Source organism: Coleofasciculus sp. LEGE 07092 (assembly GCF_015207375.1).
GTDB lineage: Bacteria > Cyanobacteriota > Cyanobacteriia > Cyanobacteriales > Coleofasciculaceae > LEGE-07092.
Window position 1 is genome coordinate 22,937 of sequence record NZ_JADEWY010000010.1, and the last position, 14,963, is coordinate 37,899.

The window sequence follows — 14,963 nt, forward strand, 5'->3', positions numbered from 1 at the left end:
GTGAACACTGCCCACGTCACGTTTAATGGGTATTATTTACCCGTTTGGCTTCTTGCCATTTCCTTCACCAGGGACTGCCAACTAGGGTTAAGGCACTCCAGTAGTAAGGATGGGTGAAGTCTTTGTCTCCCAACTGAGCGAGTTCTGGCGTTAAAGGAACCCGCAGATCCCCAGCGACTAACTCCCCTCCCTCAAGTCGCACCTCACCCTTGAGCATGGCTAGCTGTGCTTGTCGCAGTGCCTCGGCTTTGATGGGGGCTTTTTTTAACTGCTCGTAAAAGCTGGTCATAAATCCCAGTGTGCCAGCATCGCTAACATACCACAGACTTCCTAAAGCTGACTTCACCCCAGCTTCTATCGCCAATCCTGCAAAACCTAACTCTGCCTCTCTATCTCCCAATGCTGTACGACAGGCACTCAGCACCAAGAGTTCTGTAGGTGGATTATTTAATCCTAACTGCCGCAATTGGTCAAGTCCCAGCTTTTTATTCCATAACTGGATGAAGGAATTAGAAGGATTACCCGGTTTAAATTCCCCGTGGGTAGCCAAATGGACAATTCCAAACGGTTGAGACGATCGCACTTTCTGGATATTTTCTAAGGTAAACTCCTCGTTGAGAAACGCCTTACCCTGCCACAGGGGACCGGCTATCGCCCCTAATTCCAAGGGTACTGCTGGCAAGGGATTCAGTTCTGTAAAAGTACTAGCACCCATCGCCAAGATTTGAACATCCCGGATATCCACGTAACGAGTATCGGTCAGCGATAAACTCGGCATGAAGCCGACACTGTAACGTTCTACAATAAACCCATTACCATCATGCAATGCCGCCATGGGGAGCGATCGCAAACCCGCATCCATAATGAACGTCAGGTTATCAATTTCTTGAGCTTGCAAGTACTCTTCCAATGGGGCTAGTATCCACTGATAGAGTTGCCGACCAGGGGTTCGATAGTCGCGGGGAATTTGAACACTGGTAATATTACGACGGAAGGTTTCAGCCTCGCGCAAGACTTGACCTCGTGTTACTCCCGCTATTCGTTTCCGGATAGGGGGACTCTTCGATGTCAAAATTAAAAGTTCTAACTGATCGCTATCTTGGGGTTCGATAGTGATATTCGGTTGCGAACGGTTTAGATAATCATCAAACGCCTCAGTATTGCTGGTTTCAAATCCAGTAAAACCAGAATTTATGGAAATTTCTGTCGGTACAAAAGTGACATAAATAAGTGCGGGTTTCGCTCCCGTTGCCCTTTCGATTTCCGCTAAAATTTCCCGCGCTTCACTTTCAGTTTTAATGGGTGTACTGGGTGAAAGCGTTTCTGGTACTGGCAGAGCTTCTATCGGTTTCTCCTCTGGAAGGACTGTACAGGCGAGGGGTGGCTGGTTATCAGTTGTGCAGTTTAATGGTGTGCCATCATCATCTGGTATTTCTTCCGATGGTATTTCTTCCGGTGGCATTTCCTCCGGTGGCATTTCTTCAGGGAGTTCAGCTATATTCACACTAACCTTTAACTCCTCTGAAACCGAAACGCGATCGCTACTAATAATCGTGAATGCTGGAAGCTCACCTGTCTCATCTGTTGGTGGCGTGTAGACCAAAATGTCATCAATAGAGAGTTCGGTTTCCGAGGTTACTGGAGTCCCATCTTCTAGGGTTAAAGTTCCGCTGGTAATGTCTGTAATTTGGAGGGTGGTATTGTCGCCGTTTAAATCCTCTATATCCAGTCCTAAATCGGATAACTTAAAGGTAATCGATTCATTAACCTCTAGAGTCGGTAACACTAATGACTCTGCTGTCAGGGTTGGAGATTGGTTGATAAAAGTAATACTGATATTACCTTGAGCCGAAGTAATGTCATCTGGAATTTCCGTCCCCGAATCTGGAAATTGCTGAGTGGGTTCAATGGTATTACTTTCGCCAGCATTAATTGCACCTACTGTCCCATTGATACTCGCATCTCCCACAGTAAATAACTCATTGTCGATTCCACCATTGTGAGTAATTCCTACCGTGCCAGACTGAGTATTTCCTTCTGTGAGGATCGTAATACTTGTCTCTGTCAGTGTCCCCACTCCCTGAATCACGCCGTCAGGAATTCCATTTGCAGTAATGCTAACATCACCACCCCTACCATCTGCTAACTCAGAAAAAGCTGAGGTGTCAATGCTGTCAAATATAATACTGCTTCCCTCTAAAGTCACTGAGTTAGCTGTTGCCGTTCCTGTAGAATCTGACGCTGATGAAAACGCTGACGAATTGATTTCACCTGTTGTTGTAATAGTATTTTGACTGGTTAAGTTAACTAGACCACTTGTGGCAGAATCCGAACTAGTAGAACCTCCAGAACTAAAAGCCGAAGAAAATGCTGAAGAATTGATTTCCTGTGTAGTAATACCCCCTGCTGTAGAATTTAACTGAACTTGCCCACCCGTTGCAGAACCCGAAGCAGAAGATCCTTCAAAAGCAAAATCTGAGGAAGAGGCTGAAGAGTTAATTGTATTTGATACGTTGATATCATTTCGTGCTTTGATGATGACTGAGCTACCGATGCTGTCTAGGTCGCCATTGCTACTACCAGAAGAATTAATTCCATCAGTTGTGATAGATCCTGCGGCATCCAATTCTACTGAACCACCTTGGGAATTGGCACCTCCTATCCCAAAAGTAGAGTCATTCGTAGACGACGAATTAATTTCTCCTGTTTCAATACTTCCTCCAGAGCTAATTACGCTGACTGCACCGCCTTCAGAGCCATAAGGGTTCCTCGCATTATAAGAGGAGTTGATTTCTCCTGTTGTAATGTCACCATCAGACATTAAAGTGACCGCTCCACCTCTATCTGTCCCAGAAAAAACAGTAGAACTAGAATTAATATCCCCTGTGGTAATACTAACCAGAGCCTCAAGAGTAATCGCACCACCATCCGTAAAAGTTGAGCTAGAGTTTAACGTTCCTCCAGCCGTATCAATTAAACCGCTGCTGCTCATGAAATTAATACTGCCACCTGCTGTTGTAATATCAGCATTGACATCAATATTACCCCCAGCTAAAAACTCAAGATTGAGAACATGAATAGTACTAGCATTCGTGATTGGGGCATTGACAAAAATATCATTTGCTGCACTCAGGGTTAACGTCACATTGTCAGGACTTAATGTTAGACCATCTATGGCAGCAGCGACGGTAATGTTACCATCTTGAGTTCCTGTCGTTCCTGTTGTAATCGTGACACTTGTTCCCGCATCAAGAGCCGCTAGAATCTCATCGACACTGATGATAGCGTCATCAACAGGTGGTGTAAAAATTCCGCCAGTAAAAGGACTCCCACTAGTCGCAGCAGTTGTAATGGTCACATTGCGAGGATCAAGTAACCATAAACCGGGTAATCCATTGGTCGCACTAGCATCCACTGACCCACCTATTGCTTCTAACAGGTTTTCACCGGATGTTTCAACAAAGCCACCATCACCTGCTTGAGTTCCACCACGCGCTGTGATCGTTCCCCAGAAACGAGTAAAATCATCTGACCAGACAATAACCCTTCCGCCATTCCCATTGACTTCAGCGTCGGCATCAATGACCACATCACTATCCACCACCGTCATCTGAGCATTGGGGACTGTTCCTTGTCCCATATACTCTCCCCCAATTCGGACTGTCCCCCCACCCGTATCACCAGAAACATTAACTTGAGCTTGATCCACGAAACCAACTTGTGAACCAAAGACATCCACATTACCTCCCTGTCCGTTGGGGGACGCCGCAGCATCTAACGTTCCAGAGACAATTGCCGTTCCGGTTTGAGTGGGAATTACAGTGCCTGCGGCAGTTTGAACCGCGTTATTGTTATTCACTAAACCCGTCTCTACGTTGCTACCCGTGAGCAATTCTGGCAACATGAGAGGTGTGATGAATGACTGATTATTACTGGGTTGCAACTCTAAGGTCAGGATATGCCCCTGTTGGCTAAGATTAACTCGACTCGTGCCAGGAACGGCTGCTAGAGTAATCGTGCCACCGACAGATTGTATTGTGCCAGTGTTAATCACTTCTCCCCCAAGAAGAGAAAGATTATGTCCTGCTGGTACAGCTAGATTAGCTGCATTAATAATGGCTCCGGGTTGCAATATATCAAACTGAAAGGCGTTGGGATTTCCTATGAGATTGGTATACTCATTGGAGCCAACGGCGCTAAACCAACCACCTTCAAAACCAATACCTGTGGCAGTAGTCACTGTAAAATTTGCTGGAACATTCAGGCTGGCTTGTGAACCGAAGATAATGCCAGAGGGGTTCATCAGAAAAAGGTTAGAGTTACCGCCACTGACTTGAATTAGACCATTAATAATAGAAGGATCGCCACCGATAACACGCCCCAAAATATTCTGAATCGAGGGTTGAGAAATAAAATTAGCAATCTGATTTTCGTTGAGTCCAAATTGATTAAAACTCTGGAAGAGATTCGCGCCATCTCCAGACATTTGACCGCCCGTAATATCAATGCGATCGCCATGGGGTGAGACAATAGTATTAGCGCTATCTCCCGCCGAGGTAATTTGCGCCTGCGCTGGGTTAATGGCGAAGGTAGCCATCAGAGGAAGTGCGGCTAGGGAGAGTATCCCGCTTGCTGCTACTCGGATTAAACTAGGCTGTAGTGGTTTAGAGGTTGTCCCTGAGCGGTTAACCAAACTACGACGCGCGATCGCCCTAGCAACTGCCTTGTGAGCCTGGAGGATTTGCTCCGCTTGATGTTGGTGGCATATATTATCTGAGTGATTGCGGTAATAGTAGAGAGGCTTCTGGATGTGGCGTACCTCAGTCATCTCAGAGAGGCGCAGGCACAGATCGTAATCTTCAACATAGTGAAACGACTCGTTAATCCCTCCCACTTGGTTATAAACGGAGCGGCGAATCAACCGGAAGTGAAAGGTCATGAAATCCAGCAGGAGTCGGTCTTTAGAGTAGGGAATGTGGCAACGATTGCCGTAACCTCTAACTTTACCGCTTTCCTCCATGGTTAAATAGTCGGTGTAAACCATGCCCACAGCAGTCTGAGCGTCAAGTACAGCCGCTGTTTCCTGAAGAGCTGCCGGAGCTAAAATATCATCACTATCTACCCAACCGATATAGGTTCCCGTAGTTTGCGTGATCGCAGCTTTGAGCGCCAACACCCGTCCTTGATGTTCTGCTGCCACTACCCGAACTCGGCGATCGCGTTTAGCGTACTCGTGGATAATTTCAACAGAGCCATCCGTTGAGCCGTCATCCCAAACCAACAGCTCAAAATCACCCATTGTTTGCCAGAGAACGCTTTCAATCGCCGCGCCCAGGTAACGCTCTCGGTTATAGGTCGTGATGACGATAGAAATAGGTGCTACCATGGGAACCCTCCGGGGGTACTATTCTTAACAATTAGTAACAATTAGATGACCCTATTTTTTCTAGACAGAGACATACACTTTTAGCTGTCAAAGTCAAGTAAGACCTTAATGATAACAGATATTAAACGCCTTCACCTGGGATGTGGGAAAAATACTTTACCAGGCTGGATGAATCTCGATAAAATGCCTATCGATGGCGTTGAGATTATTGCTGATTTAGATAATTGTAAAACGGAAAAACTCCCCTTTCCTGACAACGAAATTGATGAGTTTTATTTGTACCGAAGTACTTAAGATCAAAACTCAATTTCTCGAACGCCATCAGCCGTAATCTCGTAACCCCACTCAGGATGTTGCAAAATAGCCTTTTCCATTTCAGGTCGAAGGATTGAATCTGCCATGAACTCTTCCACCGTAGCAGCATCAGGTCTTTGAGAGGATAGACTCCTATTACGCCGGGGTTTAGACGGACGAGTGATTTTTTTAGAACGATGGCAATGATTCTTGACTATTTCGCACAATTGCCGATAATTCTCAATGCGTTCCTCCAGACTCTGCCCTGTGTCAAAATCAGCAACAGTGCGAACAGGTAGATGGGGGGCTGTTGAAGAGTTTCGAGGTTTCCATCCATTTCTTAAGGCTTTGATAAGATAAAGGTTAGGTTTCTCCAGTTTCCCCTTAGCTGAAAACTCAATAAACGCTTGAATCGCACTTTCTAAATTGTACGGATAGCCGTTGATAGTCTCTTGCAGGCTTTCGTCCTCAAGGTTAACCCCTAGCGTCTCTAGCTGAGGTTGGTATTTCAGAATAATATCAACTTGGCTGGGATCGAGTGCCAGTAAATCCATTTTTGCAAATTCACGTATTCACCCATCTAAAATAAAGCATAGGACATGACATTGCCATGCCCCTAGACTATCGCACGATTAATTTTTTAGAATTAGTTAGTGATTGCCTAGGCGATCGCCTGAGTTGACATCAAACCAGTGAGTCGCTTTGGCAGATATAGCAAGGGTTATCGCTTCTCCTTCCCAGTGTTGATCGGCGGGTAGCAACGCACGCACCGCCTGATCCGACCCATCAACCCGCACGCTAATCAGCTTTTCTTTTCCTAAGTCTTCCTGTAAATACACTTGACCCTGAATCGTTTGGAAATCGTCTGATGTATCGAGACGAACATCCTCGGGACGGATGCCTAGCACGATTTGAGAGGGTACAGTGGATAATTCTGGCAAATTAATTTTAAAGTCACCTAAAACAGCGCAATTCCCCTGACAGTTCAGAGTCAGTAAGTTCATCTGGGGACTGCCCATAAAACCTGCAACAAACTGGTTAGCTGGGCGGGAATAAATTCGGTGGGGCGGGTCAAGTTGTTGCAAGACCCCATCATAAAGTACAGCGATTTTAGTCGATAGGGTCATCGCTTCTGTTTGGTCATGGGTAACGTAAACCACAGGTTTATTTTGGGACTCAAAGAGTTGTTTGAGTTCTGCCCGTACCTGTTCTCGCAATAGGGCATCCAAATTACTAAGAGGTTCATCCAACAAAAATACATCCGGTTCCCTAACCAACGCACGGGCAAGGGCAACCCGCTGCCGCTGTCCGCCAGAAAGTTTTCCCGGTTTGCGATCGAGTAAGTGTTCCAAACCTAACTTGTGAGAAACCTCATTCACCCGACGTTTAATTTCATCTTTAGGTGTTTTCCGTAGCTTCAGGCTCGCCGCAATGTTTTCGGCTACGGTCATATGAGGATAGAGAGCATAACTCTGAAAAACCATAGCAATATTGCGCTTGCCAGGTGGGATGGGATTAACATTGTGTCCACCAATGAGTACCTTGCCGTGACTGGGTTGATCCAATCCGGCAATCATTCGCAGCGTCGTTGATTTACCGCATCCTGATGGTCCGACAAAGGTGAGAAACTCCCCATCTTCAACATCAAGACTGATATCTTTAACGGGAACAATTTTGGGACCGAATTGCTTGCGTAGATTTTCTAATTCCAGCTTTGCCATGATTTTTAGGTTTTAGAAACAAAAATTACTGTAGAAAGACGTTGTAACGTCTCTACAATGTTTTACCCCTTAACAGCACCAGCGGTAATCCCTTGAACAATCCGACGTTGGAAAAGCAGCACAAGCACTATCAAGGGAAATGTTCCGGCAATTGTGGCAGCAGCAATCGGACCGTAGGGAATTTCAAATGCTGAAGCCCCACCGATTTGAGCTACTGCCACAGGAATAGTTTTCATGCTGTCGCGAGTAATAAATGTTAGGGCAAAGATAAACTCATTCCATGCGAAGATAAATGTCAGGATTCCAGTGGTTACTAAAGCGGGTACGGTCATGGGTAACACTATTTTCAACAGCATTTGAATAGTGTTGTAACCATCTACCTTTGCCGAATCTTCTAAATCTTTGGGTAGCTGTTGGAAGAAACTTCGCAAAACTAGAATAGTTAGAGGTAAGTTTATTGCCGTATAGGGAATAATCAGTGCCAGGTAGTTATTGCCCAATCCTACTGCTTTTACAACTTCTAACAGCCCGAGAAATAGTAGCACGTAGGGAAATAGACTGATAATGAGGACACAAGCTAAAATAATTTGTTCACCGGGAATTCGCAACCGAGCTAAGGTGTAAGCCGCCGGCGCTCCCACTGCCAGACAGAGAAGGGTAGAAGTAAAGGAAACAAAGGCACTATTGAAGACATAGCGAAAAAATTTCCAACCCAAGTCGGTGTAGTGTTCAGTCGTGAGTTGGTTGGGACTGGGAAAGTAGATATTCGGAACCGCAGAAATAGCCTCATTGACCTTAAAAGAGGTAAGGAGCTGCCAGAGGACGGGGGCGAGGCAAAAAACCACAATCAGAACCACACCCACCCACAGTCCAATTCTCTGAAGGCTAATACCTGAACCCTTCTCTGTGGCTGTTGGTTTTTGAGCGACTGCCATTTTTTTATCGACCTCCTGTTACATTAATCCGGGTTTTTGAAAGGAAGAACGCGACAATTGCTACGGCTCCAACTAGCAACAAAAATGTTATGACGACTAAAGCGGCACCGTAACCAAAATCTAGATAGCGCCTGACGGTGGCGTAGATGTAAATTGAAACGGTTTCCGTTGCCCCCGCCGGTCCACCACCTGTCATCACTTGCACTAAGTCGAAAATACCGAAGGCTTGGGCAAAGCGAAACAACAAGGCAATTAGGATTTGGGGGGCGAGTAGGGGTAGGGTAATTTTCTGAAAGCTTTGGACAGGATTGGCACCATCAATCGAGTGGGCTTCGTAAAGGTCAGAGGAAATCGATTGCAAGCCTGCTAGCAAAATGATGGCAATAAAGGGTGTCGTTTTCCAGACATCGGCAAGAATCAATGCCAGCATTGCCCGAACCGGATCGCCTAACCAGGTAATTCCTGTGTCAATCAATCCCAAACGCAGGAGAATGTCATTAACAATACCGAACTGGTCGTTAAAAATCCATGCCCAAGCCAGTCCCATGACAGCCGTTGGCAGCGCCCATGGAACCAGGGCAACGGTGCGGACAAATCCCCGCCCTCGGAATGCTTTATCGAGGACAAGAGCGATCGCCATTCCTAGGACTAATTCCAGCAAAATGGATACCATCGTAAAGACGGTAGTGTTCCACATACTCTGCCAGAAGCGCCCGTCGTTAATCATGCGCCCGTAGTTTGCCAAAAAAGAGAACTCGGGCTGCAACTCAGTCCCCAAGTTTTGGGTGAATAAACTTAACCAGAAAGCGCGTCCAATGGGGTAGGCAAATACTAGTATCAGTATTAGCAGGGCTGGCACAATTAGCAGCCAGCCGATTTGTCGTTCTCTCGCTTCAATTGTGTCTTGTGTCATAACTATTAGTTGCTCATAACTAAGAATCAGAGTAGGAGTGTTATGTAAGACCAATCTGTATTCAAAGAGGTAACTTTCTCTCCCCTGCTCCTCTGCTCCTCTGCTCCTCTGCTCCCCTGCTCCCCTGCTCCTCTGCATCCTTACTACCCTGTTCTTCCCAGCAAACTGCGAGTCTCCTTAGCTGCTGCCTGCATTGCTTCTTCAGGACTCATCCTATCAGTCAAAGCAGCGCTGAGATAGCGCTGTAAAATATCTGAAGCTTGAGCGTATTGGGCAATCGGCGGACGCAAGACAGATTGTTCAATCACTTCTAGCAATTCTGGTAAATAGCTGTATTTGGCAACCAGTTCTGGATCTGTGAAAAGCGATCGCCGACTGGGAACATAACCAGTAGAGAGCAGGTATTCTTTTTGGGCTTCAGGAGTACTGAAATACTCGATGACGCGCCACGCTTCATCGGGGTGCTTGGAGCTTTTAGAAATGCCGAATCCCCATCCACCTAGACAAGCGCCACTCTTGGTATCTGGCGTGTGAACCATGGGTTTGATAGCAAACTGACCTGCAATTTCCGAGTCGGATGCCAAACTGTAGACGTAGGGCCAATTGCGTAAGAAAACAGTCTTGCCACTTTGGAATAGACGACGGGTTTCTTCTTCGGCATAGGTAGTGACGCCGGGGGGAGACACTCTCTCTTCAATGGTGCTGCGCAAAAACTCAACGGCTTGTATGGCTTCAGGTTGGTCGAGTCCGACTTCGAGGGTATCTGGGTTCACCCAAAAGGCACCGAACCCTTCCAGAATCTCGACAAACATAGCAGAGAGTCCTTCATACTGTTTGCCCTGCCAAACATAACCCCAATCTACTATTCCCTGTTTCTGCAAATCTTTTGAAATTTTTACCAAATCCGTAAAGGTTTCGGGGGGTTCATATCCTGCTTGGTTTAACAAATCGGTGCGGTAGTAAAGCATTCCCCCATCCGATCGCAAGGGCATCCGATAGAGTTCTCCATCGTAGGTTCCTCCATCCACGTCACCTTGAAGAAATTCTGATAATTTGTCTTGAGAAACTCGGTCAGATAGGGCTCTTAACCATCCGGCTGCGGCGAACTTGGGAACCCAAACAATGTCCATATATACCAAGTCGTAGGGAGAATCTCCCAATAAGAACGCTGACGTATAGAGGTCTTCGACTAGGTTGGTATCGTTGGGTCCGGCGACGATTTCTAGATTAATGTCTGGATTTTTGGCATTAAATTTCTCGACAAAGGGTTGCCACTGAGCACCTTCGAGGGCTTGCACTAAAAATCTGACCGTGACAGGTTGCTGGGTCAGGGCTGGCAGGATAAAAAGCTGAATCGCTGCTATAGAGGCAACCAGTAAGATTAAGAAACGAGGGAATCGGTTGATTCGTGGGAAGCCTCTTTTCAGCCTGCCTAGCTGCTGGCTAATGTTCATCGGACGCTATTGCTATTTAATTTGGGTTTCTACTTGGAGCCACGCCATTCAATCTGCACAATTAGTGTATGGATTGGCTCAACACAAGGCGTTAGAAGCATAGCGATCGCTTGCCAACGCTTATTGATTACTCTACACTCATAGCTCGATTTGACGAAGTGTTATATTGATTTCCGCAATGAATGTAAACAAATGAAACTTAATTTCAGTTTACTTAACATTTTAGCCAGAAGTACAGATATTTAAAACTGAAGCATCTATCTAGGGATGGAGATTATAGATAAGCAGCTCTGTACCTGGACGTATAAAAATTGCCATTCCCGTCTAGCGAAAGGAAGATTCTCGAAACCCTACGTCTTGAGAAGGAAGGTTCAGTTCGAGTCCTTTTTGTAGATTGCAAGAAGTAAACGGAATTAGGAAATCAATTTTTTTATGCCAGACGTTGAAAAGGGTATTCTGAACGCAAAGGACAATCTTCCTGAGGTGACTCCCACCCCACCGTCCCAGCAAAAGCCTCAATCGAGCGCTCAAGCACTCAAATCTCGTCTTCAATGGGGCGAACCAGCTTTGACTATTCTCGATGTCCGCGAACGTACAGTGTTCAATCACGGTCACATCAGAGGAGCAATGCCAATGCCCATAGATGAATTACCTGCTCGAGCAATAGATAGTCTCGACCGCAGACGCGAGATTTATGTCTACGGTGAAAACGACGAACAAAGTACTCAGGCAGCCAACAAACTGCGCGAGGCTGGATTTGAATCCGTAACCTTCCTAAAAGGCGGAATTGATGCTTGGAAAGCAATTGCAGGTCCTACCGAAGGTCCCGCCGAGCAAGTCGATAACCTCGATGCCTCCTCTTACAATGTTAAAGCGCGGCTAGACAAGCAGACTGCCATTGACTCCAAGAAGGTATAAGGAGATTGATGTAGAGACACTCCATACAACGTGGAGACGTTCCCTACGATTGTAGAGACGTTGCATGCAACGTCTCTACTTTTAAAAAATGTATAATTATTTAAGGATGCAGTTTGATTTATTCATATGTTTCGCGTTTTGGTCAATGCGTAAGTTCCAGTTAAAATGAATCGTTCAAAAGTTGTTGCAATTGTGACCGGTGCGATCTCGTTGATTTTAGCGATCGCTTATCTACTTCTCGTTCAGCTTTTAGACTTCCGGGGCGAAATGCTTCCGGCTCCAGTCAGTCACTTACCGCCAGTAATTCAAATAGTGCAGGAATAGAGCGCCACTCCAGTAATCACAATTGAAGAGAAACTTCACTCTTGTACCCAAAGAAGAATACCTCTTAAACAGGACTTACGCAAAGAAAGCCTGTAAACCGCTAATTGTAGGGACACGATATATAGTGTCCCTACCAGATGTAGCGTCTGTGCGTAAGTCCTGTTAAAGCTGAAAACTGCTACAGAAACTGCCGCTATCATTAAAGCAAAGACCAGAGGCATCACCGAAGATGGAAGAAGAACTCATCCAAACCGCCATCAATCGAGCCTACTCTTCCCTAGCGCGATCAATCCAAGAGTTACTAGCTGCTAGCGAAACCCGTCTGGCAAAAACACCCCATGGTTGGTACATCGGTATCTTTACACCTTCAAGCGAAGTTTACCGAAAACTAGTTGACCAAGTTCAACCTCTAACAGAGTCTCTGACAAGAGTGATGGGAACCTTTCGTCTTGGTGTTTGTACTTCTAATGATCCCCTACCACCTGGAGGTAGCACTACAGGCACGATCGCTAATCGCTTTTTGATTGACATGACTTGGTACTATCAGGTAAACAGCGACTCTCACCCGTTTTGGTGCGAAGTGACACCTGAGGATTTACTAAAACCCTTATCTTAGAGACGAATGCCACGGACTTTAGCACAAATCTGAGCGTGTAACCTTATAAAATGCGAATCTCTGAAAGGGAGGAGAAGCCTAACCTCTCATGGGACTTCCGAAATCTTTCTGGCAAAGGTTCACCCAGAGGATCGAGATCGCACGATTGGAGTAATATTGGTGTGACTCTGGGTGTCGGACGGGAATTTAGTTATGGTGAAAGAATGGGTAGAGTTGCAGGGAGGCAATATTTCTTTTGAGAGCGAGGTTGATGTGGGTACAACCTTTACTGTAAGTTTGCCTTATTCTGAAGGTTGAGTTCCCTTTTTCTCGGAGCAGAGAGAATAGGCGCTGATCGAAATACCTCGATCGCCTGATTGTCATCACTGAGATTGTGTGCTTCAATTGTGTTAAGAAATATTTATTTTTTGAGTTGCACAGGAACCAACCGTAAAACCTTACGTTTTTGCCGTCTTCAAGAAAATTAAACACGGTAGAAGCCAATCAGGGGGTATCTATATATCAATGTAAAAAGGCGAGGCAGGAAGAAAGACTTTTCCTGCTGACTTTCTCGCTTTAATAGGGATTCTGAAGCAGAGATTTGTTCTTGATTAAGTGAAGCTAGCTAAACTGGAGGATTTTCTTAGGGAGCTAAACCTCGGTATTCATTGTTCGGATTATATCTCAAAAACGTCATTTTTAAACTGACTGTACCACTTTTGTTATCGATTTCTACTTAAATCCATGCCAAACCCTACGCCCCGTATCCTGTTGGTTGACGATGAACCCAATAATTTATTTCTCCTTGAAGAACTTTTGCTGAGTGAAGGTTACATCCCACTCAAGGCAGAATCAGGAGCAGAAGCGCTGGAAATTGCCGCCCAGTCGGTTCCTGACCTGATTGTACTGGATGTGATGATGCCAGATATGGACGGCTTTGAAGTTTGTCAGCAATTGCGTGACGATTCTAAACTGCAAACAGTGCCGGTGATTTTTCTGACGGCTTTGGATGATGATCAGTCCCGCTTACGAGGACTGGAAATGATGGGAGATGATTATCTCACCAAGCCAATTAACAGCCAACTGGTGTTGGCAAAGATTGCTAGCCTCTTGCGCTTGGCGCGTTTGCGATCGCAGCAATCCCGACAGCAAGTCATTGCCGCTTGGGAGGTTAATGACTATATCTCAGAAAAGTTTCGGCTGTTCGTACCTGAGCAATATCTCAATCGCATTGCGCCCAAAGGGGTTGAATCTATTCAACTCGGAAATGCCAGGGAAGAAGAAATGACAGTCTTGTTCTGTGATATTCGGGGGTTTACATCGATTGCCGAGTCTCAATCTGCCATGGATACCTTTAAGTGGCTCAATGCCTTCTTTACCCAAATGAGTCAGGCAATTGCCGATCATCATGGCTTTGTCGATAAATTCTTAGGAGACGCTATTTTAGCCATCTTCGATCGCCCAGACTGCCACGCTGCCGACGCCATCGATGCGGCGTTGACTATGCAGCAGCGCTTAAATGAGTTTAATAGCGATCGCTACCCGTACAAATTGGACTCGCCGATTAATGTTGGTATTGGCATTCACACCGGTCAGGGTTTAATTGGTACAGTTGGCTCCGATCAGCGCATGGACTCTACCGTTATTGGCGATGTAGTCAACACGGCTGCTCGATTGGAAGAACTCACAAAGTTCTACCACTGCACTATTCTTGTCAGTCATGCAACTGTTGATCACGTTAAAAATACTCCACCCTCCCAATCCTTTGAGAGTCGGTGGATTGATCGGGTAACTCCCCGTGGTAAACAGCAAGCCCTTGACCTTTACGAGATTTTGGCTGCCCAAACTCCACTTTTGAATGTCGCAGAGCTGAAATCGTGAGTTTAATCGTTACTTGAATGTTTTGGCACAACCCTAGGCAGTTGTTGCGCTCTAGGTATCTGTCGTCGTTCCTGCTATCAAGTCCGATTGATTGCTTGCACTTTGGTGAAAATGAGCCAGAAAGCAGAGGGGATAAGGAATGAGTACTGTATAGACGGACACCATATTACCTACAGTATTACCTACAGTTCCTTTATTTCCAATGGCTGGAACCATTTTTTATCTTAAAAAATAGAAATTTTTCTTAATACTAAAGAGCTATTATTTTTCAGAAGAGGTATAGAGGGAGTGTATCTTCCCCCAGTCTACTGACAGTCATGATGAAGTATAGTAGCCAACGTTTTGGTTAACTTATTCAAAGCTCCTTTATCTCCTGCACAAGTAGGGACTTTTTTGTAGTGTGGAAATTACGGAATTGGCTAAAAGCCGTTACTCGTAAATTCCGAGATTTTGCTGAGGCTAGCCACGCCAGAAGGCTAGATGATAGAGGAATAAGTGAGCTTTGGACATTGGAAGTCTCCCCCGGTTGGCATTACCCTGCT

12 protein-coding genes are annotated in these 14,963 nt (G+C 45.7%); 5 read left to right on the forward strand and 7 right to left on the reverse strand.

Features of this window, described 5'->3' with window-relative positions; all coding sequences use genetic code 11:
* Positions 1 to 64 precede the first annotated feature (64 nt).
* Positions 65 to 5,386, reverse strand: coding sequence for a CHAT domain-containing protein (locus IQ257_RS04140; RefSeq protein WP_193872437.1), 5,322 nt, complete (start codon positions 5,384 to 5,386; stop codon positions 65 to 67).
* Positions 5,387 to 5,494: 108 nt separating this feature from the next.
* Between IQ257_RS04140 and IQ257_RS04145 the strand changes: the two genes are divergently transcribed.
* Positions 5,495 to 5,680, forward strand: a complete 186-nt coding sequence (locus IQ257_RS04145) for a hypothetical protein (RefSeq protein WP_193872438.1) — start codon at positions 5,495 to 5,497, stop codon at positions 5,678 to 5,680.
* Between the two features lie 2 nt (positions 5,681 to 5,682).
* On the opposite strand, the gene IQ257_RS04150 is transcribed toward IQ257_RS04145, so the two are convergent.
* The 5 genes from IQ257_RS04150 to IQ257_RS04170 all read right to left on the reverse strand — a co-directional run bounded on the left by IQ257_RS04150 (position 5,683) and on the right by IQ257_RS04170 (position 10,703).
* Positions 5,683 to 6,234: a hypothetical protein gene (locus tag IQ257_RS04150; RefSeq protein WP_193872439.1), complete on the reverse strand. Its 552-nt coding sequence runs from the start codon at positions 6,232 to 6,234 to the stop codon at positions 5,683 to 5,685.
* Between the two features lie 96 nt (positions 6,235 to 6,330).
* Positions 6,331 to 7,401 carry an ABC transporter ATP-binding protein gene (locus IQ257_RS04155; RefSeq protein WP_193872440.1) on the reverse strand — a complete coding sequence of 357 codons (1,071 nt, stop codon included), beginning with the start codon at positions 7,399 to 7,401 and terminating at the stop codon, positions 6,331 to 6,333.
* A 62-nt stretch (positions 7,402 to 7,463) separates the two neighbouring features.
* Entirely contained in the window at positions 7,464 to 8,336 is an 873-nt protein-coding gene (locus IQ257_RS04160; RefSeq protein WP_193872441.1) for a carbohydrate ABC transporter permease, read from the reverse strand.
* A gap of 4 nt (positions 8,337 to 8,340) precedes the next feature.
* On the reverse strand, positions 8,341 to 9,249 hold the full coding sequence (locus IQ257_RS04165; RefSeq protein WP_193872442.1) for a carbohydrate ABC transporter permease: 909 nt from the start codon (positions 9,247 to 9,249) through the stop codon (positions 8,341 to 8,343).
* Between the two features lie 143 nt (positions 9,250 to 9,392).
* The gene (locus IQ257_RS04170) at positions 9,393 to 10,703 is read right to left on the reverse strand and encodes an ABC transporter substrate-binding protein (protein WP_193872443.1); all 1,311 of its coding nucleotides are present in this window, start codon (positions 10,701 to 10,703) and stop codon (positions 9,393 to 9,395) included.
* Between the two features lie 432 nt (positions 10,704 to 11,135).
* On the opposite strand from IQ257_RS04170, the gene IQ257_RS04175 reads away from it, so the two are divergent.
* From IQ257_RS04175 to IQ257_RS04190, 4 genes are all read left to right on the forward strand, one after another.
* Positions 11,136 to 11,621, forward strand: coding sequence for a rhodanese-like domain-containing protein (locus IQ257_RS04175; protein WP_193872444.1), 486 nt, complete (start codon positions 11,136 to 11,138; stop codon positions 11,619 to 11,621).
* A 165-nt stretch (positions 11,622 to 11,786) separates the two neighbouring features.
* Entirely contained in the window at positions 11,787 to 11,945 is a 159-nt protein-coding gene (locus IQ257_RS04180) for a hypothetical protein (protein ID WP_193872445.1), read from the forward strand.
* A gap of 229 nt (positions 11,946 to 12,174) precedes the next feature.
* Entirely contained in the window at positions 12,175 to 12,561 is a 387-nt protein-coding gene (locus tag IQ257_RS04185; RefSeq protein ID WP_193872446.1) for a hypothetical protein, read from the forward strand.
* A gap of 723 nt (positions 12,562 to 13,284) precedes the next feature.
* Entirely contained in the window at positions 13,285 to 14,421 is a 1,137-nt protein-coding gene (locus IQ257_RS04190; protein ID WP_193872447.1) for a response regulator, read from the forward strand.
* A gap of 51 nt (positions 14,422 to 14,472) precedes the next feature.
* Here IQ257_RS04190 and IQ257_RS04195 read toward each other — a convergent pair whose 3' ends face one another.
* Positions 14,473 to 14,637, reverse strand: coding sequence for a hypothetical protein (locus IQ257_RS04195; RefSeq protein ID WP_193872448.1), 165 nt, complete (start codon positions 14,635 to 14,637; stop codon positions 14,473 to 14,475).
* Positions 14,638 to 14,963: the final 326 nt, after the last annotated feature.